General features: G+C 73.2%; 21 protein-coding genes. 17 read left to right on the top strand and 4 right to left on the bottom strand.

Annotated features, from left to right (window positions below):
- Positions 1-38: 38 nt before the first annotated feature.
- Positions 39-962 (bottom strand): NADP-dependent oxidoreductase, encoded by a 924-nt coding sequence (locus ACFVS6_RS26750; protein ID WP_389707632.1) that lies wholly within the window; start codon positions 960-962, stop codon positions 39-41.
- A 126-nt stretch (positions 963-1,088) separates the two neighbouring features.
- On the opposite strand from ACFVS6_RS26750, the gene ACFVS6_RS26745 reads away from it, so the two are divergent.
- The 10 genes from ACFVS6_RS26745 (at position 1,089) to gatB (ending at position 12,979) form a co-directional block, all read left to right on the top strand.
- Positions 1,089-2,159: a GlxA family transcriptional regulator gene (locus ACFVS6_RS26745; protein ID WP_389707630.1), complete on the top strand. Its 1,071-nt coding sequence runs from the start codon at positions 1,089-1,091 to the stop codon at positions 2,157-2,159.
- A 96-nt stretch (positions 2,160-2,255) separates the two neighbouring features.
- Entirely contained in the window at positions 2,256-2,600 is a 345-nt protein-coding gene (locus ACFVS6_RS26740) for a DUF1330 domain-containing protein (protein ID WP_389707628.1), read from the top strand.
- Positions 2,601-2,745: 145 nt separating this feature from the next.
- Positions 2,746-3,435 carry an SDR family oxidoreductase gene (locus ACFVS6_RS26735; RefSeq protein ID WP_389707626.1) on the top strand — a complete coding sequence of 230 codons (690 nt, stop codon included), beginning with the start codon at positions 2,746-2,748 and terminating at the stop codon, positions 3,433-3,435.
- Complete coding sequence (locus tag ACFVS6_RS26730; protein WP_389707624.1) at positions 3,432-4,415, top strand: methionine synthase; 984 nt, start codon at positions 3,432-3,434, stop codon at positions 4,413-4,415. The genes ACFVS6_RS26735 and ACFVS6_RS26730 overlap by 4 nt, the downstream gene beginning before the upstream one ends.
- A 30-nt stretch (positions 4,416-4,445) precedes the next feature.
- Entirely contained in the window at positions 4,446-6,647 is a 2,202-nt protein-coding gene (gene ligA / locus ACFVS6_RS26725; RefSeq protein WP_389707622.1) for an NAD-dependent DNA ligase LigA, read from the top strand.
- 387 nt (positions 6,648-7,034) lie between these two features.
- Positions 7,035-9,236 carry a putative bifunctional diguanylate cyclase/phosphodiesterase gene (locus tag ACFVS6_RS26720; RefSeq protein ID WP_389707620.1) on the top strand — a complete coding sequence of 734 codons (2,202 nt, stop codon included), beginning with the start codon at positions 7,035-7,037 and terminating at the stop codon, positions 9,234-9,236.
- Positions 9,237-9,395: 159 nt separating this feature from the next.
- Positions 9,396-9,692: an Asp-tRNA(Asn)/Glu-tRNA(Gln) amidotransferase subunit GatC gene (gene gatC, locus ACFVS6_RS26715; RefSeq protein WP_281206952.1), complete on the top strand. Its 297-nt coding sequence runs from the start codon at positions 9,396-9,398 to the stop codon at positions 9,690-9,692.
- 5 nt (positions 9,693-9,697) lie between these two features.
- Complete coding sequence (gene gatA / locus ACFVS6_RS26710) at positions 9,698-11,206, top strand: Asp-tRNA(Asn)/Glu-tRNA(Gln) amidotransferase subunit GatA (RefSeq protein WP_389707618.1); 1,509 nt, start codon at positions 9,698-9,700, stop codon at positions 11,204-11,206.
- Positions 11,203-11,448: a hypothetical protein gene (locus ACFVS6_RS26705; protein ID WP_389707616.1), complete on the top strand. Its 246-nt coding sequence runs from the start codon at positions 11,203-11,205 to the stop codon at positions 11,446-11,448. Before gatA ends, ACFVS6_RS26705 begins: the two co-directional genes overlap by 4 nt.
- Before the next feature lie 16 nt (positions 11,449-11,464).
- Positions 11,465-12,979 carry an Asp-tRNA(Asn)/Glu-tRNA(Gln) amidotransferase subunit GatB gene (gene gatB / locus ACFVS6_RS26700; RefSeq protein ID WP_389707614.1) on the top strand — a complete coding sequence of 505 codons (1,515 nt, stop codon included), beginning with the start codon at positions 11,465-11,467 and terminating at the stop codon, positions 12,977-12,979.
- 85 nt (positions 12,980-13,064) lie between these two features.
- Here the strand turns inward: gatB and ACFVS6_RS26695 are convergent, their stop codons facing one another.
- Entirely contained in the window at positions 13,065-13,802 is a 738-nt protein-coding gene (locus ACFVS6_RS26695) for an alpha/beta fold hydrolase (protein WP_389707612.1), read from the bottom strand.
- A gap of 156 nt (positions 13,803-13,958) precedes the next feature.
- Between ACFVS6_RS26695 and ACFVS6_RS26690 the strand changes: the two genes are divergently transcribed.
- Together ACFVS6_RS26690 and ACFVS6_RS26685 are read left to right on the top strand one after the other, a co-directional pair.
- A complete protein-coding gene (locus tag ACFVS6_RS26690) occupies positions 13,959-14,756 on the top strand; it encodes an alpha/beta fold hydrolase (protein ID WP_389707610.1) in 798 nt (265 codons plus the stop codon).
- A gap of 92 nt (positions 14,757-14,848) precedes the next feature.
- Positions 14,849-15,580: a siderophore-interacting protein gene (locus tag ACFVS6_RS26685; RefSeq protein ID WP_389707608.1), complete on the top strand. Its 732-nt coding sequence runs from the start codon at positions 14,849-14,851 to the stop codon at positions 15,578-15,580.
- Positions 15,581-15,583: 3 nt separating this feature from the next.
- On the opposite strand, the gene ACFVS6_RS26680 is transcribed toward ACFVS6_RS26685, so the two are convergent.
- Together ACFVS6_RS26680 and ACFVS6_RS26675 are read right to left on the bottom strand one after the other, a co-directional pair.
- Positions 15,584-16,162 carry a DinB family protein gene (locus ACFVS6_RS26680; RefSeq protein ID WP_389707606.1) on the bottom strand — a complete coding sequence of 193 codons (579 nt, stop codon included), beginning with the start codon at positions 16,160-16,162 and terminating at the stop codon, positions 15,584-15,586.
- Between the two features lie 51 nt (positions 16,163-16,213).
- Positions 16,214-17,029 (bottom strand): GNAT family N-acetyltransferase, encoded by an 816-nt coding sequence (locus ACFVS6_RS26675; protein ID WP_389707605.1) that lies wholly within the window; start codon positions 17,027-17,029, stop codon positions 16,214-16,216.
- 70 nt (positions 17,030-17,099) lie between these two features.
- Between ACFVS6_RS26675 and ACFVS6_RS26670 the strand changes: the two genes are divergently transcribed.
- From ACFVS6_RS26670 to ACFVS6_RS26650, 5 genes are all read left to right on the top strand, one after another.
- Positions 17,100-17,564, top strand: coding sequence for a signal peptidase I (locus tag ACFVS6_RS26670; protein ID WP_389707713.1), 465 nt, complete (start codon positions 17,100-17,102; stop codon positions 17,562-17,564).
- 207 nt (positions 17,565-17,771) lie between these two features.
- Complete coding sequence (locus tag ACFVS6_RS26665) at positions 17,772-20,048, top strand: MMPL family transporter (protein ID WP_389707603.1); 2,277 nt, start codon at positions 17,772-17,774, stop codon at positions 20,046-20,048.
- Positions 20,049-20,343: 295 nt separating this feature from the next.
- Positions 20,344-20,964 carry a hypothetical protein gene (locus ACFVS6_RS26660; protein WP_389707601.1) on the top strand — a complete coding sequence of 207 codons (621 nt, stop codon included), beginning with the start codon at positions 20,344-20,346 and terminating at the stop codon, positions 20,962-20,964.
- Between the two features lie 167 nt (positions 20,965-21,131).
- Positions 21,132-21,299, top strand: a complete 168-nt coding sequence (locus tag ACFVS6_RS26655; RefSeq protein WP_389707599.1) for a hypothetical protein — start codon at positions 21,132-21,134, stop codon at positions 21,297-21,299.
- A gap of 80 nt (positions 21,300-21,379) precedes the next feature.
- Positions 21,380-24,457 (top strand): AAA family ATPase, encoded by a 3,078-nt coding sequence (locus tag ACFVS6_RS26650; protein WP_389707711.1) that lies wholly within the window; start codon positions 21,380-21,382, stop codon positions 24,455-24,457.
- Positions 24,458-24,537 lie beyond the last annotated feature (80 nt).

The following is a 24,537-nucleotide window of genomic DNA, read 5'->3' as shown; positions in this document are numbered from 1 at the left end:
GGCGGTGGCGGCTCGTAGTGGCCGTACGCCCCTTCGGGTCAGACCACCGTCAGGACGATCTTGCCGGTGGTCCGGCCCCGCTCGCCGATCTCGTGGGCCTCCGCGGCCCGCTCCAGCGGCAGCACCGTGTCCACCAGGGGCTTGAGCACCCCCCGGTCGGCGAGGGCGGCGATGCCCTCCAAGCCCTTCAGGTCGGGCTCGACCAGCAGCCACACCGCCCGCGCGGTGCCCGCGTCCGCGGGGACGGAGTCCGGCCCGGGCAGCGAGATCAGGTGGCCGCCGGCCTTCAGGACCTTCAGGGAGCGCTCGGCGGTCCCGTCGCCGAGCGCGTCGATCACCACGTCCACCTCGGCGACCGCCTCGGTGAAGTCCTGCTCCCGGTAGTCGATGAGCTCGTCGGCGCCCAGCTCGCGCAGCAGCTCGTGCTTGGCCGCGCTCGCGGTGCCGATGACGTACGCGCCGCGCGCCTTGGCGATCTGCACCGCCAGGTGGCCGACGCCGCCCGCCGCCGCGTGCACCAGGACCCGCTGCCCCGCCGTGACGTCGGCGGTGTCCACCAGTGCCTGCCAGGCGGTGAGCGCCGCCAGCGGCAGCGCGGCCGCCTGTACGTGGTCCAGGGAGGCGGGCTTGCGGGCGAGGTGCCGGGCCGGTGCCACCACGTACTCGGCGTAGCCGCCGGCCTGCCGCGGGAAGAGCGGCATCCCGAACACCTCGTCGCCCACGCCGTGGAGGGTCACGCCGGGGCCGACCGCCTCGACGGTGCCGGAGACGTCCCAGCCCACGATCGGGGTCTCGCCCCAGCCGATCAGGGCGCCGCTCGCGCGGGTCTTCCAGTCGACCGGGTTCACGCCGGCCGCGTGGACCCGGACGAGGACCTCGCCCAGACCGGGCTCCGGGCGCTCGATCTCCCGCTCGACCAGGTTCTCGGGACCGCCCCACTCGTTCACGACCATCGCGCGCATGTCTGTCCGCCTCATTCCGTCCGATTGCGTCCTCACCGGGGCGTTCCCCGGCTGCACGTCCCACATTCGGACACGGCGGCCTTCCGCAGTGTTGGCCGTCCGGCCACCATGTGACAGGATCTGGCCATGAGCGAGACGCGTACGGACCCCACGCACCCCGCGACGCCGGCGGGCCGGAGCGGCGCGGACGGCCGCCACCTGGTCGCCGTACTCGCCCTGCCCGGCTTCCCGCCCTTCGAGCTGGGGATCCCCTCCCGCGTCTTCGGCAGCGCCGTCGACGACGACGGCGCCGCCCTGTACGAGGTCGTCGTCTGCACCGCCGACGGCGGCCCGGTGACCAGCGACTCCGGGTTCGCCATCCAGCCCGCCGCCGGGCCCGAGGCCCTCGCCGCCGCCGACACCGTGATCATCCCGCCCACCCACGCCATGCCCGAGCTGGCCCTCGGGGGGCCGCTGCCGCCCGAGGTGGCCGCGGCGATCGCCCGCATCCGGCCCGGCACCCGCCTGGTCTCCATCTGCAGCGGCTCCTACGTCCTCGCCGCCGCAGGTCTCCTCGACGGCCGCCCCGCCACGACCCACTGGAACCTCGCCCCCGAATTCCGCCGGGCCTACCCCCGGGTCCTCGTCGACGAGGAGGTCCTCTTCGTCGACGACGGCGACGTCCTGACCTCGGCCGGCGTCTCGGCGGGCGTCGACCTGTGCCTGCACATGGTCCGCCGCGACCACGGCGTCGCCATCACCAACCGGGCCGCCCGGATGTGCGTCGTACCGCCGTGGCGGGACGGCGGCCAGGCCCAGTACATCGACCGGCCCGTCCCCGAACCCACCGTCGCCACCACCACCGCCACCCGCGCCTGGGCCCTGGAGCGCCTCGCCGAACCCATCGCCCTCGCGGAACTCGCCGCCCACGCCCGGATGAGCCTGCGCACCTTCACCCGGCGCTTCCGCGACGAGGTCGGCATGACCCCGGTGCAGTGGCTCACCACCCAACGGCTGGAGATCGCCCGACAGCTGCTGGAGTCCAGCGACCTGCCGGTCGACCTCGTGGCCCACCGCGCCGGCTTCGGCTCCGCCAATTCCCTGCGCCAGCACATGCGCGCCGCCCTCGGCGTCTCCCCGATCGCCTACCGCCGCACCTTCCAGCCGCACGGATCCGCCGACCCCTCCCGCCCCGCGGCGGCCGTCACCGCGACCTGACATGACCTGGGCGGTCATCGACACGGGGGGTGCCCCCCGGGGCAGGATGGGACCGACGGCCCGGGAACCGCGGGCCCGTTGACAGGGGAGAGCACCATGACCGCGTACGCCATCGCCCACATACGGCCCGAGGCCCTGAACGAGGACATCCTGCGCTACATCGAGGAGATCCAGTCGACCCTGGATCCCTTCGACGGCCGCTTCCTCGTCCACGGCGCCGAGGTCGAGGTCCTCGAAGGCCCCTTCCCCGGCACCATCGTCATGATCGGCTTCCCGGACATCGAGCGGGCCCGCGCCTGGTACGCCTCGCCCGCCTACCAGGAGATCCTGCCGCTGCGCACCGCCCACATCTCGGGCGAGACGTTCCTGGTCGAGGGCGTCCCGGACGGCTACGACGCCCGCGGGACGGCCGCGGCGATGCGGGCCGCAGCCGGCCTCTGACCTGCCGGCCCACCCGTCCGGCCCGCCCGCCCACCCGGTGGGCCGGGCCGTGGACGGCGCCGGGCCGGGGCGATCACCGGCCGCCCCACCGCCTGCTTCCGGCCGGGGGCCACGGGGCCCCCTCGGGGGTGCGAGCATGGCCCGTATGCCTACTCATCTCATCACCGGTGCCGGCTCCGGCATCGGCGCCGCCGTCGCGGCCCGCCTCCACGCCCGCGGCGACGACCTGGTCCTCCTCGCCCGTGACGCCGGCCGGGCCCGGCAGCTCGCCGAGCTCCACCCCGGCGCGCGGACCCTCGTGGGAGACCTGGCCGATCCCGACCGACTGTCGTGGGCCTTCTCCAAGCAGCCCGTCCCGGAGCGCATCGACTCCCTGCTGCACATCGCCGGCATCGTCGACCTCGGCCCCGTCGGCGAGCTCCGCCCCAAGACCTGGCACCAGCAGCTCAACGTCAACCTGATCGCCCCCGCCGAGGTCACCCGACTGCTGCTGCCCACCCTGCGCGCCTCCAAGGCCACCGTCGTCTTCGTGAACTCCGGCGCCGGCCTGAAGGCCCACGCCGACTGGAGCGCGTACGCCGCCTCCAAGCACGGCCTCAGGGCCCTCGCCGACTCCCTGCGCGAGGAGGAGAAGGAGCACGGCATCCGCGTCACCTCCGTCTACCCGGGCCGCACCGCCAGCCCCATGCAGGCCAAGGTGCACTCGCAGGAGGGCAAGGAGTACGACCCCGCCGCCTGGATCGACGCCGAGTCCGTCGCCACCACCATCGTCATGGCCGTCGACCTGCCCCGCGACGCCGAGGTGAACGACCTGTCCGTGAGGCCCGGCCGATGACCGCGAGCGCCACCGGCGTCGGTTCGCTGCCCGGCGGCGACGCCCGGGAGGCCGCCAAGACCGTCACCGGTTCCTTCGAGGAGTTCCCGTACCTCGCCGAGCTGCCCGCCCGCGGGCCCGGCGCGGACATGATCGGCCGCTCCCTCGGGCTGCTCGTCGACCTGTACGCCCACGTAGAGCCCAGCGGCTGGCGCATCAGCGACCGTCCGGGCCGCGACACCCGCCGCGCCCGCTCCTGGCTCGGCGAGGACCTGGACGCCCTGGAGGAGTTCACCCAGGGCTACCGGGGGAAGCTGAAGGTCCAGGCCGTCGGTCCGTGGACGCTCGCCGCCGCCCTCGAACTGCACGGCGGCGAGGCCGTGCTCCAGGACGCCGGGGCCTGCCGGGACCTGGCCGCCTCCCTCGCCGAGGGCCTGCGCGAACACCTGGCCGACGTCCGCAAGCGCATCCCCGGCGCCGAGGTCGTCCTCCAGTACGACGAGCCCTCGCTCACCGCCGTACTGCTCGGCCGGATCCGCTCGGCCAGCGGCTACCGCACCTACCGGGCCGTCGACCGGCAGGTCGTCGAGGGCACCCTGCGCGACCTCTTCGCCGTCCACGACGGTGAGGTCATCGTGCACTCCTGCGCCCCCGAGGTCCCCTTCGGACTACTGCGGCGGGCCGGGGCCGCAGGCGTCTCGTTCGATTTCTCCCTGCTCACCGAGCGCGAGGACGACGCCCTCGGGGAAGCCGTCGAGGGCGGTCTGAAACTCTTCGCCGGAGTGGTGCCGGGCACCGACGCCGCGTTGTCGGACCCGGGCGGTAGCGTCATGGGTGTCAGGAAGCTTTGGCGCAGGCTGGGGCTGGCCCCGGGGACTCTCGCCGAGTCCGTCGTGGTCACCCCGTCGTGCGGACTGGCGGGCGCCTCGCCCGCCTACGCCCGCGCGGCGCAGGCCCATTGCGTCAGGGCGGCGAGGTCGCTCGCCGATAACCCTGAGTGACGGTCGAGACGGGCCACGGGAGGACACGGCATGGCAGCCGAACAGCAGGACACGGCAGTACCGACGGCGGTGCGTGAGCAGCACACACTGCTGGCCGAGCAGGTCGAGGAGCACCGCTTCCGGTACTACGTGAACGACCAGCCGGTCGTCAGCGACGCCGAGTTCGACAAGCTGCTGCGCTCGCTGGAGGCACTGGAGGAGCAGTACCCGGAGCTCCGCACTCCCGACTCGCCCACCCAGAAGGTGGCCGGGGCGTACGCGACGGACTTCGCCTCCGTCGAGCACCGGGAGCGGATGCTCTCCCTCGACAACGCCTTCGACGACGAGGAACTGGCGGCCTGGGCCGAGCGCGTGGCCCGGGACGCCAACACCTCCGACTACCACTACCTGTGCGAACTCAAGGTGGACGGCCTCGCCGTCAACCTCACCTATGAGAACGGCCGCCTCACCCGGGCGGCCACCCGCGGCGACGGCCGCACCGGTGAGGACATCACGCCCAACGTCCGCACCATCGCCGAGATCCCGGACCGGCTGAAGGGCGACCGGATCCCGGCCCTCGTCGAGATCCGCGGCGAGGTCTTCTTCCCGATGGAGAAGTTCGAGGAGCTCAACGCGCGGCTCGTCGAGGCGGAGGGCAAGCCCTTCGCCAACCCGCGCAACGCGGCGGCCGGATCGCTGCGCCAGAAGGACCCCAAGGTCACCGCCGGCCGACCGCTGCACATGGTCGTGCACGGCATCGGCGCCCGCGAGGGCTTCGACATCGAGCGCCAGTCGCAGGCCTACGAGCTGCTGCGCGAGTGGGGGCTGCCGACCGCCCAGCACAACGCGGTGGTCTCCACGCTCGCCGAGGTGCGGGAGTTCATCACCCGCTTCGGCGAGAACCGGCACTCGGTGGAGCACGAGATCGACGGCGTCGTCGTCAAGCTCGACGAGATCGCCCTCCAGGGCCGGCTCGGCTCCACCGCCCGCGCCCCGCGCTGGGCCATCGCCTGGAAGTACGCGCCCGAAGAGGTCAACAGCAAGCTGATCGACATCAAGGTCGGTGTCGGGCGCACCGGGCGCGTGACCCCGTACGCGCAGGTCGAACCGGTCACGGTGGCGGGCTCCGAGGTCGAGTTCGCGACCCTGCACAACCAGGAGGTCGTCAAGGCCAAGGGCGTCCTCATCGGCGACACCGTCGTGCTGCGCAAGGCGGGCGACGTCATTCCCGAGATCCTCGGCCCGGTGGTGGACCTGCGCGACGGCAGCGAGCGGGAGTTCGTCATGCCGGCCGAGTGCCCCGAGTGCGGGACGCCGCTGCGGCCGATGAAGGAAGGGGACATCGACGTCCGGTGCCCCAACGGGCAGACCTGCCCGGCCCAGTTGCGCGAGCGGCTCTTCTACCTCGGCGGCCGGCAGAGCCTGGACATCGAGAACTTCGGCATGGTCGCGGCGGCCGCGCTGACCGGTCCGCTGGAGCCGGCCACGCCCCCGCTGCTGGACGAGGGCGACCTCTTCGGCCTCACCATCGAACAGCTGCTGCCCATCAAGGCGTACGTCCTCGACGCGGACAGCGGGCTGCCCAAGAGGGACCCGAAGACCGGCGAGGAGAAGATCGTCACGGTCTTCGCCAACCAGAAGGGCGAGCCGAAGAAGAACGCCCTGGCCATGTTGGAGAACATCGCGGCCGCCAAGGACCGCCCGCTCGCCCGCATCATCAACGGCCTGTCGATCCGCCACGTCGGCCCGGTCGCCGCGGAGGCCCTCGCCCGCGAGTTCCGTTCCATCGAGCGCATCGAGCAGGCCACCGAGGAGGAGCTGACGGCCACGGAGGGCGTCGGAGCGATCATCGCCGCCTCCCTCAAGGAGTGGTTCGCCGTCGACTGGCACCAGGAGATCCTCCGCAAGTGGCGGGAGGCCGGGGTTCGGATGGAGGAGGAGGGTTCCGCCGAGGACCAGGGCCCGCGTCCCCTGGAGGGACTCACCGTGGTGGTCACCGGCACCCTCGTGGGCCACACCCGCGACGGCGCCAAGGAGGCCCTGCAGAGCCGGGGCGCCAAGGTCACCGGATCGGTGTCGAAGAAGACCTCCTTCGTCGTCGTCGGGGACAACCCCGGATCGAAGTACGACAAGGCCGTGCAACTGAAATTGGCCATCCTGGACGACGCCGGTTTCGAGGTGCTGCTCGAACAGGGGCCCGACGCGGCGCGCGAAGCGGCGCTCCCTCTGGACGACGGGGCCGCGGCGGAGTAGTAACCCACACGGGAACCGCCGCGGGGGAGCGGTGGAGGCGAACGGATGCGTGGCGTGCGGCCGTACGGGCGGGCGCACGCCCGGCGCGGCGCCCGGTGGTAAACGGCCGGTACAGGCCTGGTCGTGGCGCGGTGGGCTATCGGATCATCGGACGGGTGACGGGGGGCCTGGTCCAAACTCACCCGTTCGGCGGATACCGTACTGATGAGGATGGCTGGGTCGCATTCGGGCAACCACTGCCGACCGCTGCCCCTGGGTGCCTCTCGCGTCCTACTGTTGTGGGGTGCGCCTGTCGTGCACGGCTGCCTTGATGCGCTTCCAGCCGTGATGGCATGACATCGGGGCCATCGCGTGACATCGGCATCGCCGGCTGTGAGAGGGACGGGCATGAAACCCACCGAAAGCGCCGACCCGTCACCTGAGTTCGGCGGGGAACCCCCGCCCGTGCGGACGGGCCGGCTCGGTGTCCTGGGTGCCAGGACACCGGAGACCCGTCCCCTCGACACCGGTGCGGGCGGCGGAAACCGGGGACAACGGCGCACCGTACTGCCCCTGGTCGTCATCGGCATGGCCGCCGTGGTCCTCGCCGCCGGCATCGTCTCCACGCTGACCCACCGTCAAGCCCTGTTCCCCGGGGGCCGCGTGGGCTGGGCGCTGGCCCTGCTCACCGGCATCATCGTCGGCCACCTCGTCGCCCTCGGCCGGGACCGCTGGTGGGGCGGCACCGGCTCGGGCGCCGCCCTCACGCTCGGCGTGCTCCTCCTCTACGGCTGGGTCCCCGCCGGACTCGTCTCGCTGGCCGTGGTCACCCTGGTCGGCGCCGCCCGCCGGCACCGGTGGCGCCAAGGGCTGCTCCACGGCTGCGTCGACATCCTCGGCATCGGGGCGGGAGCGCTCGTCCTGGCCGCCTTCGACGACGCGCCCGACGTCGAGGACCCCTGGCTGCCCGGCACCTGGGGCCTCGCCGACGTCCCCGAGGTCGTCCTGGTCGCCGTCTCCTACCTCGCGGTCACCCGACTGCTGCTGTGGTGCGCGCTCAACCCGCGCGGCGGCGGGCTGCCCACCGTCGCCCGCACCGCCCTGCTGCGACAGGCCCTGGTCGCCGCGGCGCTCCTCGGCATCGCCCCGCTGATCTGCGTCGTCGCCGTCAGCCAGCCGGTGCTGCTGCCCCTGTTCGCCGTACCGCTCATCGCCCTCGACTCCACCCTGTGGATCGCCCGCGCCCGGGCCGAGGAACAGCTGCGCGACCCGCTGACCGGGCTGCCGAACCGCCAGTGGCTGCTGGAACGCGCATGGTCGGCCCTCGACGAGGCTGAACGTTTGGGCACCCGGTCCGCGCTCGTACTGATCGACCTGGACCGCTTCCGGGCGGTCAACGACACCCTCGGCCACCTCGCCGGGGACCGGCTGCTGCTCCAGATCGCCGACCGGCTGCGCCAGGCCCTGCCCCAGGACGCGGAGGTGGCCCGCCTCGGCGGCGACGAGTTCGCCGTACTGCTGCCCGTCGCCGACTCCACCACCAGCGCCCAGCGGGTCGCCCGCCACCTCGTCGCCGAACTCAGCTCCCCGCTCGACCTCGACGGCCTCACCCTCGTCCTGGAGGCCAGCGCCGGACTCGCGGTCTTCCCCGACCACGCCCTGGACGCGGAAGGACTGCTGCGCCGGGCCGACGTCGCCATGTACCAGGCGAAGCGCGACCGCACCGGGGTGGAGGTCTACGAATCCAAGCGGGACAGCAACACCCCCGACCGCCTGGGACTCCTCGGAGACCTGCGGCGCGCCCTGGACGCCGGCGAGGTCGAACTCCACTACCAGCCGAAGGTCCGCTTCGACGGACAGGTCGCCGGCCTGGAGGCCCTCGTCCGCTGGGTGCACCCGGAGCGCGGGCGGGTCCCCCCGGACGAGTTCATCGCGATCGCCGAGACGTCCGGACTCATGCCGCACCTCACCGAGTACGTCCTGGAGACGGCCCTCGCCCAGGTCGCACGCTGGCGCGCCCAGGGCCTCAAGGTGCCCGTCGCCGTCAACGTGTCGCCGCGCGACGTCCACACCCCGGGCTTCGCCGGGGCCGTCGCGGCCCGCCTCGCCCGACACGGCGTCCCGGCGAGCGGCCTCCAACTGGAGATAACGGAACACGTCCTGCTGGAGGACCCGCAACGGGCCGCCGACACCATGGCGGGCCTCACCGGGCACGGCGTGAAGATGTCCCTGGACGACTTCGGCACCGGCTACTCCTCCCTGGTCCACCTGCGCCGCCTCCCCGTCAGCGAGCTGAAGATCGACCGCTCCTTCGTCGCCCGGCTCGCCGTCGACGCCCAGGACGCGGAGATCGTCCGTTGCACCGTCGACCTGGCCCACTCCCTGGGCCTGCTCGTCGTCGCGGAGGGCGTCGAGGACGACGAGACGTGGGAGCGGCTGCGCGACCTGGGCTGTGACGCGGTGCAGGGCTGGCTCGTGGCCGCGGCGATGCCGCCACAGGAGGCCACCGCGTGGCTGCTGGCCCGCGGCGAGCGCGGCTGGCGCCGCCCGGCGGACATCAACGCCGAGCTCGCCGCCGCCGCGGCCGCCGCCGAGCCGCAGTCCTCGTGACGCGGAGCCGCGGTGGCCGTGACGCGGAGCCGCGGTCGTCGTGGCGCGGAGCCGCGGTGGCCGTGACCGGGTGAGGTGACCATGTGAGTCGATGCCGGGCAGCGCCGCCCTCTAGGATTGGGCCCTACGCCCAGAACTCCAACCCCAGAGGATCGCCGCATGCCTGGCATTACGCGCGAGGAGGTCGTTCACCTCGCTCGGCTGGCACGTCTTGAGCTGGCCAGCGATGAGCTGGACCACTTCGCCGGACAGCTCGACGACATCATCGGCGCGGTCGCCCGCGTTTCCGAGGTAGCCGACCAAGACGTACCGCCGACCTCCCACCCGCTGCCGCTGACGAACGTCATGCGCGCGGACGAGGTCCGCCCGTCGCTCACCCCCGAGCAGGCGCTTTCCGGCGCTCCCGCCCAGGAGCAGCAGCGTTTCAAGGTGCCGCAGATCCTGGGGGAGGACTAATCACCATGACCACCGAAAACATCCTGAGCATCATCAAGCTCACCGCCGCCGAGACCGCCGCGAAGATCGCCTCCGGCGAACTCACGGCCGTCGAGGTCACCGAGGCCCACCTGGCCCGCATCGAGGCGACCGACGAGAAGGTCCACGCCTTCCTCCACGTCGACCGCGAGGGCGCCCTCGCCCAGGCGCGCGCCGTCGACGCCAAGCGCGAGGCGGGCGAGGAACTCGGCCCGCTGGCCGGCGTACCGCTCGCCCTCAAGGACATCTTCACCACCATCGGGGTCCCGACCACCGTCGGTTCGAAGATCCTCGAAGGCTGGATCCCGCCCTACGACGCCACCCTGACGCGCAAGCTGAAGGAAGCCGACGTCGTCATCCTCGGCAAGACCAACATGGACGAGTTCGCCATGGGGTCCTCCACCGAGAACAGCGCCTACGGCCCGACCGGCAACCCGTGGGACCTCACCCGGATCCCCGGCGGCTCCGGCGGCGGCTCCGCCGCCGCGCTGGCCGCCTTCCAGGCTCCGCTCGCCATCGGCACGGACACCGGCGGTTCCATCCGCCAGCCCGCCGCCGTCACCGGCACCGTCGGCGTGAAGCCCACGTACGGCGGCGTCTCCCGCTACGGCATGGTGGCGTTCTCCTCCTCCCTCGACCAGGGCGGTCCCTGCGCCCGCACGGTCCTGGACGCGGCCCTGCTGCACGAGGTCATCGCCGGGCACGACCCGCTCGACTCCACCTCCATCGACGCGCCGGTCCCGCCGGTCGTCGAGGCGGCCCGCAACGGCTCCGTCGCCGGGATGCGCGTCGGTGTCGTCAAGCAGTTCTCCGGTGAGGGCTACCAGGCCGGCGTCGTCCAGCGCTTCAACGAGTCCGTCGCGCTCCTCAAGGAGCTCGGCGCCGAGATCGTCGAGCTGGACTGCCCCTCCTTCGACCTCGCGATGGCCGCGTACTACCTGATCGCGCCGTCCGAGTGCTCCTCGAACCTGGCCCGCTTCGACGCCATGCGCTACGGCCTGCGCGTCGGCGACGACGGTACGAAGTCCGCCGAGGACGTCACCGCCCTGACCCGCGAGGCCGGCTTCGGCGACGAGGTCAAGCGCCGCATCATCCTCGGCACGTACGCGCTCAGCTCCGGCTACTACGACGCGTACTACGGCTCGGCCCAGAAGGTCCGCACGCTCATCACGAAGGACTTCGAGAAGTCCTTCGAGCAGGTCGACGTGATCGTCTCCCCGACGACCCCGACCACCGCCTTCCCCATCGGCGAGCGCAGCGACGACCCCCTCGCCATGTACCTCGCGGACCTGTGCACCATCCCGACCAACCTGGCCGGCAACTCCGCCATGTCGCTGCCCTGCGGCCTGGCACCGGAGGACGGTCTCCCGGTCGGGCTCCAGATCATCGCCCCGGCGATGAAGGACGACCGGCTGTACAAGGTCGGTGCCGCCGTCGAGGCCGCCTTCATCGAGCGCTGGGGTCACCCGCTGCTTGAGGAGGCACCGTCGCTGTGAGCACCAGTGCACTGTCCAAGGCCAAGGGCTTCAAGAAGTCCAAGACCGGCACCTACCTGTCGATCGGTACGACGGCCTTCGGCGCCCTGAGCGTGTTGAAGCAGGTCAAGAAGGCCCGCATCGAGCACGACACGCTGAAGCTGATCGACGCCGCCGTGTCCGCCGCCGCCATCGTCACCGGCCTCGCGATCCTGTACCGCGAGCTGAAGCGCCTGGGCGACGACGACGTCCTGCTGGGCTGAGAGGGAAAGTTTCACCGTGACCACCTTCACCGAACTCCTGTCGTACGAGGACGCTCTCGCCTCGTTCGACCCCGTCATGGGTCTTGAGGTCCATGTCGAGCTCGGCACCAGGACCAAGATGTTCTGCGGCTGTTCGACCGAGCTGGGCGCCGAGCCCAACTCGCAGACCTGCCCGGTCTGCCTCGGTCTGCCCGGCGCGCTCCCGGTCGTCAACGAGATCGGCATCGAGTCCGCCATCAAGATCGGTCTCGCGCTGAACTGCGAGATCGCCGAGTGGTGCCGCTTCGCCCGGAAGAACTACTTCTACCCGGACATGCCGAAGAACTTCCAGACCTCCCAGTACGACGAGCCGATCGCCTTCAACGGCTTCCTCGACGTACAGCTGGAGGACGGCGAGATCTTCCGCGTGGAGATCGAGCGCGCCCACATGGAGGAGGACACCGGCAAGTCGCTGCACGTCGGCGGTGCCACCGGCCGCATCCACGGCGCGTCCCACTCCCTGCTGGACTACAACCGCGCCGGCATCCCGCTCATCGAGATCGTCACCAAGCCGATCGAGGGCGCGGGCGTGCGGGCCCCCGAGGTCGCCAAGGCGTACGTCGCCGAGCTGCGCGAGGTCATCAAGGCGCTCGGCGTCTCCGAGGCCCGCATGGACAAGGGCCAGATGCGCTGCGACGTCAACCTGTCGCTGCGCCCGACCCCCGAGTCCGAGTTCGGCACCCGCTCGGAGACCAAGAACGTCAACTCCCTGCGTTCCGTCGAGCGGGCGGCCCGCTTCGAGATCCAGCGCCACGCGGCGGTGCTCTCGTCGGGCGGCTCGATCGTGCAGGAGACCCGGCACTTCCACGAGGAGGACGGCTCCACCACGGCCGGCCGCATCAAGGACAACGCCGAGGACTACCGCTACTTCCCGGAGCCGGACCTCGTGCCCGTCGCCCCGGCCCGCACCTGGGTCGAGGAACTGCGCGCCGGTCTGCCCGAGATGCCGCGCGTGCGCCGCAACCGGCTCCGCGAGGAGTGGGGCGTCAGCGAGCACGACATGCAGTCGATCCTCAACGCGGGCGCGGTGGACTCCATCGTCGCCACCATCGAGGCGGGTGCCGACTCGGCCGCCGCACGCAAGTGGTGGATGGGCGAGCTGGCGCGCAACGCCAACGAGCAGGGCGTCGTCGTCGACGAACTGCCGATCACCCCGGCGCAGGTGGCCCGGGTCGCGGCACTGGTCGCGGACGGCTCGCTCAACGACAAGCTGGCCCGTCAGGTCATCGAGGGCGTCCTCGCCGGCGAGGGCACCCCGGACGAGGTCGTCGACAAGCGCGGCCTGAAGGTCGTCTCCGACGAGGGCGCGCTGGGCGCGGCCGTGGACGAGGCCATCGCGGGCAACGCGGCCATCGCGGACAAGATCCGCGGCGGCAAGGTCGCCGCCGTCGGCGCCCTGGTCGGCGCGGTCATGAAGACCACCCGCGGCCAGGCCGACGCGGCACGCGTCAAGGAACTCATCCTGGAGCGCCTGGGCGTCTCCGAGGGCTGAGCCCACCACGGCACCGCCGTGCCACCGGCCGCGACCGCGGCAGGAGGCACGGCCGGAGCCGGGCCGGAAGGGCCCCGCACCCCGATCAGGGGGTGCGGGGCCCTTCCGCGTCGGCGGCCCGGGCCCGGCCGACCACGTCCAGCACGGCCCGCACGACCTCCTCGGGCCGGTCCTCGTGGAGGTAGTGCCCGGCGCCGGGCACCTCGGCGTGCCGGGCCGAGCTCAGCCCGGCCGGGATGCCCGCCTGGAGCCGGGTCCACCGCGCCCGCAGCCGTCGGGGCAACCCGCGCGTCGCGCTGAGCACCGTCACCGGTACGTCGGGCAGGGCGCGGGTCGCCCGCAGCCGCCGTAGTTCCACCGCGTGCCGGGCGGCCAACCCGTACTCGGCCCGTACGGTCCGGGCCCCCGGCACCCGCCGCAGTACGAGCAGCGCCCCGGACACGGCATCGGCGGCCCGCACCAGCGCCGGCCGGAACTCCTCGTGCGCGGGGTCCAGCAGCACCAGCCCGGCCACCCGCTCCGGTTGCCGCCGGGCCAGGACCTGGACCAGCAGGCCGCCCCAACTGTGGCCGACCAGGACGTACGGGCCCGGCCCGGCGGAGTCCAGTCGGGAGGCCAGATCCGCGACGGAGCCCGCCAGGGTGGGCCCCGGCGCGGGGGGACGCGCACCGAGGCCGGGGCGCTCGTGGGCGATCACCCGGGTCCGTGCGGTGAGGGCGGGCAGCAGCGGCGCCCAGGTCGAGGCCGCGGTGCCGGCGGCGGTGACGAGGACGACGGGCGGGGCGGTCGGCCCGGGGCCGAGCGGGGGTGGGGCGGTGCTCAACTTCCCTCCAGGGTGGGCGGATCGGGTGCGGTGGGTGGTGCGTCGGCGGCTGCGGACGACCGTACGCGCCGGCGCACGCAAAGATTCTGTAGCGGACGCTAGGGAAATCGATTACCGTTCTTTTCCTAGCGACCGCTACAGAAATGAGAGTCCGGTATGAGCACCTCAGCGCCCCGCGCCGTCCGCCCCCTCTACGCCCGTACCGTTCGCAGGGGAAGTGGTGGTCCCGGTCTGTTGTTGGCCCACGGCGGCGGCGGGTCGGTCGCGGACAACTTCGGGCCGATCCTGGACCGGTTGGCCGCCGCGCACACCGTGGTCGGCGTCGACTACCCCGGCACCGGGGGCACCCCGCGCGCCACCGAACCGCTCCGGCTGGACGACCTGGCCGACCAACTGGTGGCAGCCGCCGACGCCGAGGGGCTGGAACGGTTCGCCGTGCTCGGGTACTCCCTCGGCGGGAACGTGGCCGTGCGGATCGCCGCGCGGTACCCGGAGCGAGTGAGCGCGCTCGTGCTGACGGCCACCTTCGCGCGGGCCGGCCGAGGGCTCGGGCCCCTCGCCGGGTTGTGGGCCGAGCTGGGCCGGCGCGGCGAGGACGAGCTGCTCGCGCGGCTCCTCGTACCGCTCGCGTTCAGCGAGGAGCAGCTGGAGGCCCTCGATCCCGACGGGGTCGAGGGCGTGGTGCGGGCGATGGCCGCCACGATTCCGCCCGGGAGCGGCGATCACGCGGCCCTGGTCGGGGCGGCCGACCTGCGGGGTGACCTCGCCGGGCTCGACGTGCCCGCCCTCGTCGTCGTCACCACCGGGGACCGGCTCGTACCGCCCGCCCTCCAGCGGGAGCTGGCGGCGGCGCTGCCGGGCGCGCGGGTCGCGGAACTGGCCGCCGGACACCTGCCGTTCGCCGAGCGTCCGGCCGAATGGGCGGCGTTGGTCGAAGAGTTCCTGGCGGGCTGAGGGCAGGTCCGGGACCTGGGCCACGGCCCGGCCCGGAGGGCTGGGTTAGGCTGACCTAACCAATGGGGCGACGGGTGAAGGGGTGGGCGGACATGGCCGCAGGCAAGGGCTGGGAGGGCGTGGTCCTCAAGCTGCTCAGGGGCAAGGACTTCACGTTCACGGTGACGGAGGTCGAGCAGGTCACCGAGCACTTCCGGCGGATCCGCTTCACCGACGGCGGGCTGCTCGCGGCCGCCGGGGAATCCCTCCACCCCACCATGTGGGTCCGGGTCTGGTTCGAGGGCGGCAGCCGACCCCACCAGCGGGCGTACACCCTCGTCGACCCCGACCCGGCCACCGGGACCTTCGCGTTCGAGTTCGCCCTGCACGACGGGTTGGCCAGCCGGTGGGCGCGCGGCGCCGAGCCCGGTGACACCGTCGAAGCCACCGTGCAGGGCACCGGTTTCGCCGCGCCCGACCCGGCGCCCGAGCGGCTGCTGGTGATCGGCGACCCGGCTTCCCTGCCCGCCATCAACTCCCTGCTGGACGCCTACCCGCAGACCCCTGCCACGGTCTGGTTCGAGACGCAGCACGCCTCGGACGTCGACCTGCCGATGCGGGTCGACGGCGGCCGGCACGACGTCCGGCGGGTCGAGCGGGGCGGCACCGCGCTCGCCGACCGGGTCCGGGCCGAACTGCCCGGGCTGGTCGCGGACCCCGCGTCGGCCTACGTGTGGATGGCCTGCGACACCGCGACCACCCGCGCCCTGACCGCGTACCTGCGCAAGGACCTGGCCCTGCCGAAGCAACGGGTCAACAGCCTGGGCTACTGGCGCGCCGCCTGACGCTCAGGCCCCGACCGTGCCGTCCACGGCCTCGCGGAGGAAGTCCGCGTGGCCGTTGTGACGGGCGTACTCGTGGATCATGTGCAGCATCACCACGCGGGCCGAGACGTCCGCCCCCCACTTCGGGACGTGGGCCGTCACGTCGAGGGACTCCAGCGAGGCCTCGACCGACCGGGAACGCGCCACCTCGGCCTCCCAGGCGGCGAAGGCCTCCGCCATGGTGGCGCCGGTCGTGTCGTAGGCGGCCTGGAAGTCGTGCCGGTCGGACCACACGTGCGCCACGTCCGCCTCACCTCCCAGGGTGCGGCGGAACCATTGGCGTTCGACCTCGGCCATGTGCCGGACCAAGCCCAGCAGGGACAACGTGGACGGCGGCGAGGCCGGGCGGCGCAGGTCCGCGTCCCCGAGGCCCTCGCACTTCATCGCGAGGGTGGCCCGGTGGAAGTCGAGGTACGCCCGCAGGGTCTCGCGTTCACCGGCGGTGAGGGGCGGGCCGGTGCGCTCGACGCCCCGGACGACGGGGTCGGCCGCCGGGTCCGTGGCGGACGCGGGGGTTCCTTCGGTGCTCGTACGGCTTTCCATGGAGACGATCATGCAGTCCCCCGCTGTCTCCGGGGAAGGGCCCCTGCCGGCTCAGCCCCGCCACACGTACGGGACCGTGACCCCCAACACCCCGAAGCCCAGGCGCTCCAGGATCGGCCGGCTGTCGTCCGACGCGTCCACCTGGAGGTACTCGATGCCCCGCTCCGCCGCCACGCGGGCGCGGTGGGCCACCAGCAGTCGGTAGATGCCCCGGCCGCGCCACCGGGGGTCGGTGCCGCCGCCCCACAGCCCCGCGAAGGAGGACCCGGGCCGCATCTCCATCCGGGCCGCGCTCACCGGCTCGTCCCCGGCCATCGCCACCACGGCCTCGACCGTCCCCGGCTCGTCGCGCAGCAGTCGCAGCAACGTCTCCCGAATGCTCGGCCGCTCGGTGCCGAAGGCCCGGTGATGGACCTCCATCATCAGCTCCACCCCCGCCGCGTCCTTCACCACCCGCAGGGTGATGCCCTCCGGCGGCTCCACGGGCAGCGCGGCGAGATCGGCCGCCCGCGCCACGAGCAGCGTCTCCGCCGGCTCCGGTACGAAGCCCGCGGCGCGCAGCCGCTCCCCGAGGTCCGCGGGCCGGTCGTGGGAGTACCACTTCCACTCGAACTCCGTCCCCGCGCCGGTGCCGCCGCGCGCGGCGAAGAACGCCACCTGCGCCGCGATGGCCGCGTCCGCCGTCCCCTCGTCGAGGTCGGACCACAGCACCCCGTTCCAGCCAGGTCCCGGCGTGGTCTGCCGGACGACCGGACCCACCCGTTCCACCCTTGCCGCCGCCACGTCGGGCACCGCGTCCCGGCGCATCTGCGCGTCGTGGAGGGCGCGTACCACCAGCAACTCTTCACGTTCCATCACTTTGCTCATCGGGCCAGCCGACCAGCCGCGGGTGCGTCCCGGCAACTGCATTAACCTCGCCTGCGTGAGCGCCCTCCCCGTGAACGAGAACCCCGAGCACCCCGCGAGCGTCGAGCAAGCCGTCCACACGGGCAAGGCCGGTCCCGACGCCGCCTCCGACCGCGGATGGCTCCTCGGCCACTTCAAGCCTCCCGGCGACCCCCGCCACAGCGAGGACGTCGAGATCAAGTGGGGCGTCCACCCCAAGGGCGAGGAGCGCGGGCGCTGGGTGACCGGCGAACGGCGCACCGCCCTGCAGGTGCTGATCAGCGGCCGGTTCCGGCTGGAGTTCCCCGGCCGCACCGTGGTCCTCGCCGAACAGGGGGACTACGTCGTGTGGGGGCGCGGCGTCGACCACTCCTGGTACGCGGAGGAGGACTCGGTCGTCCTCACCGTCCGGTGGCCTTCCGTGGCGGGCTACCGCGTCGACGCCCCGGCCGTGATGCCGACCGATGACCCCTCCGGTCCTCCGGCCGAGGTTCCGGACGGCTCCGTGAACGACTGACCGAGGCCCCGCACTTCCCCGCCGGCCTGTGACGATGCACACGAAACGGGCCAACGATCACGAAACGTTGAGATCGTGGCGTCGAGGTGTAGACCTTCCCGACGTGACGGGGCGACCCCCCGGACGGCGGCCGTCCGCACGAGTTCAAGCGTTCTTTGCGTCGGGCCGACTCCCGGTGAAGATCCGAACCACCAGGGAGCACGTCCGTTGGCAGCAATCGCACGGTGGTGCATGCGGCACCGCCTGGTCACCGTCCTGATCTGGTTGCTGGCCCTCGGCGGGACCGCGGCGGCCGCCGGCGTCACCGGGAGCGCGTTCTCCACCGACTACGAGGTCCCCGGCACCGAGTCCGCCAAGGCCCACGCCCTGCTCCGCGAGGGCTTCGAGGGCCAGGGCGGGGACACCGACACCATCGTGTGGCGGACCCCGGACCACCGGACGGCGCGCAGCCCCGACGTAGAACAGCGCATGACCCGAGCCCTGGAGACCGTCGCCGCCCTCCCCGGCGTCGGATCCGTCGCGAGCCCCTACGGTCCCGGCCCGGGCAGCGCCGCGCAGATCAGTCCCGACGGGCGCACCGCCTACGCCGTCGTCACCTTCGACCGGCCGGCCGATGCCGTACCCAAGGCGCAGGCCCGGGCCGTCGTCGACGCCGCGAGGAACGACACCACCCGGGCCGACGGCCTCCAGGTCGAACTCGGCGGCCGTGCCATCGGCCTGACCGAGGCCCCCGGCGCCCACCTCGCCGAGGCCATCGGCGTGGTCATCGCCGCCGTTGTCCTCTTCCTCGCCTTCGGCTCCCTCGCCGCGAGCCTGCTGCCCATCGCCACCGCGCTCGTCAGCGTCGGCAGCGCCTACTTCGGCATCACCCTCCTCGGGCACGCCATGCCCGTCGCCGACTTCGCCCCGATGCTCGGCACCCTCGTGGGCCTCGGCGTCGGCATCGACTACGCCCTGTTCATCGTCACCCGGCACCGCAAGGGCCTGGCCCGCGGACTCACCGTCGACGAGGCGGGCGAGAACGCCGTCGCCACCACGGGCCGGGCCGTCGTCTTCGCCGGCGCCACCGTCTGCATCGCCCTGCTCGGCATGCTGGTGCTGCGGCTGAACTTCCTCAACGGCGTCGCGATAGCCGCCTCCCTCACCGTCGTCCTCACCGTGGCCGCGTCGGTGACCCTGCTCCCCGCACTCCTCTCCTACATCGGCACGCGCGCCCTCTCCGGCCGCGAGCGGCGCAGGCTCGCCGCCGAAGGACCCCGACCCGAGCAGCCCAGCGGCTTCGCCGCCCGCTGGTCGGCCTTCGTCGAGCGGCACCCCAAACTGCTCGGGGCCGTGGCCACCGCCGTCATGGTGGCGCTGGCCCTGCCCACCTTCTGGCTCCACCTCGGCACCTCCGACCAGGGCAACAACCCGGCCGGCTCCACCACGCGCAAGGCGTACGACCTGCTCGCCGACGGCTTCGGCCCCGGCACCAACGGCCCCCTCACCGTCGTCACCCGCCTCGACGGCCCCGGCGACCGGATCGCCGTCGACCGGATCGCCGAAGCGGTACGGGACACCCGCGGGGTGGCCTCCGTGAGCCCGGCGGTCCTGGGCCGCGGCGGTGACACCGCCGTCCTGACCGTCGTACCGGACTTCGCGCCGCAGGCCCGGGCCACGAGCGAACTCGTCGACACCCTGCGCCGGGACGTCATCCCGCGCGCCTCCCACGGCAGCTCGGCGCAGACCCACGTCGGCGGCGTGACGGCCGGCTACGACGACTTCGCCGAAGTGATCGTCGGGAAGCTGCCGCTGTTCGTCGGCGTCGTGATCGCCCTCGGCTGCCTGCTCCTGCTGCTGGCCTTCCGGTCCGTGGGCATCCCGCTCAAGGCGGCCGCCATGAACGTCGCGGCCGTCGCCTCCTCCTTCGGCGTCGTCGTGGTGATCTTCCAATGGGGCTGGGGGAGCGAACTGCTGGGCCTGGGCAGCGCCGGACCCATCGAACCCTTCCTCCCGGTGATCATGGTGTCGGTGCTCTTCGGGCTCTCCATGGACTACCAGGTCTTCCTCGTCAGCCGGATGTACGAGGAGTGGCTCGAAACCGGCGACAACAAGCGGGCCGTCCGGGTCGGCCTGGCGGAGACCAGCCGGGTCATCAACTCGGCGGCCGTCATCATGATCGCCGTGTTCCTGGCCTTCGTCCTGAGCGGCGACCGGATCATCGCGATGTTCGGCATCGCCCTCGCGGCGGCCGTCGCCCTCGACGCGTTCGTCCTGCGGACCCTGCTCGTACCGGCCCTCATGCACATGCTCGGCGGGGCCAACTGGTGGCTGCCCGGCTGGCTCGACCGCAGGCTGCCCCGGATCAGCATCGAAGCGCCCGAGCTCCGGACGCGCGCGACCCTGCCGGCACAGCGCCCGGACCCGGACAGCCCGGACCCGGCCGGCCAGGGCCCCGATCGCGAGGACCCGAACCGCGAGGAACCGGCCGCGCTGTCCCGCTGAACGGACGCCGGGCGACTCCGCCGCCCCGACCGCCGCCCCGTCCCACGGGGCCCGGTCCGACCGCACCCGCCCCCGGGGCCGGGCCCGCCCGCGCGGCCCCGACACCTCCGGGGACGACCTCGGGAGGGGCCGCCGCCGGGGAGCTCCTCGGCGGCGGACGGCCCCCCGCCGGCCGGGGCGGCCCCCTGCGGACCAACCCGCCGCGGGCCCCGACCCCGGGACCTGCGGACCTTCCGGGCGGACACCTCCCCGGCCTCTCAGAAACCTCTCAGAAAGGCCGCCTACGGTGCGCGGCATGGACATCAAGAAGACCCCCGCCCCGACCGCCCCCGAGGTGGCCGCGGACGCCGACGCGGACACGGCTGCCGGTACCCCCGCCGCCCCCGCCGACACCACCGCCGAAGCCACCCCGGCCGCCGGAACCACCACCGGCGCCGACGCGTCCGAAGCCGAGGCCTTCGAGCACGCCGAGGATTCCGCGTACGACGAGGACGAGGACGATTCCGCGCCGCAGGAGCACGCCGGTGTCGGCGCCGCGGCCTCCGCGATCGTCGCCGCGGGCCTCGGACTGGTCGCCCTCAGCGGCAGCTGGGTCTCCCGCGTGATCGCCGAACGCCAGACGCTCATCGGCCAGATCGAGTCGGCCAACGCGGCCACCGCCAAGGAGAAGATCGCCGCCCTGTACGGCGACGCCTGGCACATGACCGCACTGGTCAACGGTGTCCTGTCCACCCTCGCCCTCCTCATCGCCGTCTTCGTCCTGGCCCGCCCCGCCTTCGGCGCCCCCGGCCGCGTCCTGCCCGTCTGGATCCGGTCCGTGTCCTGGGCCGCCGTCGCCCTGGGACTCCTCGGCGTGCTGCTCTTCGGCCTCATGTACTTCGACGTGCTCGTCCCCATGCCGACGGCCGCCGAGTAGGCACCCCCTTAGGGCGCTCCACCCGACCTGGAGCGCCCGGCGCCGCGGCCTAAGGACCCCGACCCCCTACAGATGCGGCATGCGCCCGATGCGGCGGCCCCCTCTGGGAAGCGAATCTTGGATCACACCGAACGAGGTGCCCGAGAAACACCACCAGGGAGTACGAGATGTTCGAGTACGAGATGGCCACCGCCCGCCGCGCCGACCTCATCCGCGAGGCCGACCGGTACCGCATGGTCCAGGAGGCCAAGAAGGCGCGGCGCGGCTCCTCCCGCAGCCAGGAACCCGAAGGGCCGGTGAGAGCGGTCCGCGGCCTCTTCACCCGCGCCGCGTAACCCGCGCCGCACACCACGTGAACTGATACGTGATGAGGAGCGCAGCGATATCCGGTGCCGCCGAGCCGCAGCTCTGTGCGATGCTCGGCGGCGTGGAGACCAGATCTGTCAGCCCGGTGTTCGTCGGCCGAGCCGACGAACTGGCCGTACTCGTGGACGCCCTGACGCGCGCCGCGGAACAAGAGCCGCAGGCCCTGCTCATCGGGGGCGAGGCAGGGGTCGGCAAGACCAGGCTGACCGAGGAGTTCATCAGCGAGGCCACCCGCCGCGGTGCGGTCGTGGCCGTCGGAAGCTGTGTGGAGATCGGGGCGGAGGGACTTCCCTTCGCCCCTTTCTCGACGGCCCTGCGCGCCCTGCACCGCCGGCTGCCCGAAGAACTCGCCATCGCGGCCGCCGGCCAGGAGGACGAGCTCGCCCGGATCCTCCCCGAACTCGGCGAGACCCCCCGCGGCCCCCACGACGAGGAGAGCACCGCCCGGCTCTTCGAACTGACGGCCCGGATGCTGGAACGCCTCGCCGCCGACCGCACCCTCGTGCTCGTCCTGGAGGACCTGCACTGGGCGGACACCTCCACCCGACACCTGCTCGCCTACCTCTTCCGCACGCTCGGCAACGGCCGACTCGTCGTCGTCGCCACCTACCGGGCCGACGACATCCACCGCCGCCACCCGCTGCGCCCGCTCCTCGCCGAACTGGACCGGCTCCGCACCGTCCAGCGCATCGAACTGCCCCGGTTCAACCGCGCCGAGGTGCGCCGCCAGCTCGTCGGGATCCTCGCCTCGCAGCCCGACGAGACCTTCGTCGACTCCGTCTTCGACCGCTCCGACGGCAACGCCTTCTTCGTCGAGGAACTCGTCGCCTCCCGACAGAGCGGCTGCCGCACCGGGCTCACCGAATCCCTCCGCGACCTCCTCCTCGTCCGCGTCGAGGTCCTCCCGGACGCCGCCCAGCGCGTGGTGCGGATCGTCGCCGAAGGCGGATCCACCGTCGAGTACCCGCTGCTGCGCGCCGTGGCCCGGCTCGGCGAGGACGAACTCTTCGAGGCGCTGCGCGCCGCCGTCGGCGCCAACATCCTCCTTGCCACCTCCGACGGCGACGGCTACCGCTTCCGCCACTCCCTGGTCCGCGAGGCCGTCAGCGACGACCTCCTCCCAGGCGAACGCGCCCGCGTCAACCGGCGCTACGCCGAGGCGATGGAGGACGACGAGACGCTCGTCCGCGCCGAGGAACGCGTCATCCGGCTCGCCAACTACTGGTACGCCGCCAACGACCCCGCCAAGTCCCTGCCCGCCGTCCTCGCCGCCTCGGTGACCGCCCGCCGCCGGCACGCCTACTCGGAGCAGCTGAGCCTGCTGGAACGGGCCATGGACCTGTGGGACAGCACCCCCGGTGAGATCCGCGAGGGCCTGCGCCCGGCCGACTACACCGACGTGTACCCGCCCTGCGGCTGCGACCCGGAGACCACCCCGCTCCAGCGCCTCGACCTGCTGGCCGAGGCCACGGTCGCCGCCCGCTTCGGAGGCGAACGCGAACGCGCCCTGAAGATAACCAAGCTGGCCCTGCGGGCCCTCGCCGAGGACGGCGCCGATCCGCTGCGCGCCGCCTGGTTCTGGGCCGAACGCTCCCGGCTCGTCGCCGGCCTCGGCCGCGGCGACGGCTGGGAGGAAATAGCCAAGGCGCAGGAGCTCGTCAAGGGGCTGCCCCCGTCCCAGGTGCACGCCGACGTCCTCGTCCTCGCCGCCGGCTGGGGCATGCTCCACAACCCCGGACCCGGCAACCTCGCCGCCGCCGAACGCGCCGTCGGCTACGCGCGCATGGTCGGCGCCGAGGACACCGAACTCAACGCCCGCATCACCCTCGGCTGCCTCCTCACCGACTCCGGCGACGGCAGCGCCGGACTCACCGAGATGCACGCGGTCAAGGACCGGGCCGCCGAACTCGGTCTCATCCCGATCGTGGGACGGGCCCATATCAACCTCACCTCCCAACTCGAAAGCATGGGCCGGTCCCGCGAGGCCGTCGAACTGGCCGAACGGGGCGCCCAACTGGTCAAGAAATCCAGGCTCATGGACACCGAGGCCTGGGTCTGCGGGAACATGGCGGAGAGCCTGTACAGCCTCGGCCGCTGGGACGAGGCCGCCGAGGCCGCACGGCGCACCCTGAGCGTCGGCCAGAGTGCGGCCCCCCGCGGATCAGCCTCGGCCCGCCTGGCCTACCTGGCCCTGGCCCGCGGCGAACTCGCCGAGGCCGCCCAACAACTGGCCGCCGCGCACGCCCACTTCGGCACCCACGACACCCAGCCCCAGCACCGCGTCCCGCTCTACCGCCTCGCCGTCGGCGTGGCCGCCGGCGAGGGCCGGATCGCCGACGTCCGCTCCGAGATCGAGGAGGCCGTCACCCTCGGCTTCCGGCTCGGCCAACACCGCTACGCCTGGCCCCTCCTGCTGGCCGGCGCCACGGCCGAGGCCGACGCGCGCGGCCTGCCCGCCGCCGAACCGGGCCGGAGCGCCGCCCTGGGCCTGCTGCGCACGGCCGCCCGCGCCCTGGCGACCCCGGCGCCCGTGTGGATCGCCCACTCCGAGTACGTGCGGGCCGAACTGCTGCGGGCCGACGCCGCCGACACCGTCGCCGACTGGACCACCGTGGAAGCGGCGGTCCGCCCCCTTGAGCGCCCCTACCTGTTGGCCCGGGCCCGCCACCGGCTCGCCGAGGCCCTGCTGGCCGCGGGCGGGGACCGGACCGAGGCCGCCACCCTGCTGCGCGACGCCCACGCCACCGCCGACCGGCTCGGCTCCCGACGGCTGCGCGAGGACCTGGCCCTGCTCGCGCAGCGCGCCCGGATCCCGCTGGACGCCGCGGCCGAGACCCCGCAGGCCCCGCCCGCCGCGGAAACCGACCCCGCCGAGGCCCTCGGCCTGACCGGCCGCGAACGGGAGGTGCTGAGCCTGGTCGCGGGCGGCAGCACCAACCGGCAGATCGCGCAGGCGCTCTTCATCTCCCCGAAGACGGCCAGCGTGCACGTGTCGAACATCCTGGCCAAGCTGGGTGTCGCGGGCCGCGGCGAGGCGGCCGCCCTCGCCCACCGCCTGCGCCTCTTCACGGTCGTCGCGCCACCGACACCACCCGCCCCGGCGACCACGCCCGCCGGCCGCGGCTAGCGCCCGCCGGGAGCACCGGGAGCACCGGGAGCACCCGGCGCCCTCCGGCGCACGGGACCGGACAACGCGGGCCCGACCGG

Origin of the sequence: Streptomyces sp. NPDC057939 (assembly GCF_042887545.1) — a bacterium.
Classification (GTDB): domain Bacteria; phylum Actinomycetota; class Actinomycetes; order Streptomycetales; family Streptomycetaceae; genus Streptomyces.
This window is presented reverse-complemented; position numbering and strand designations above follow the sequence as displayed.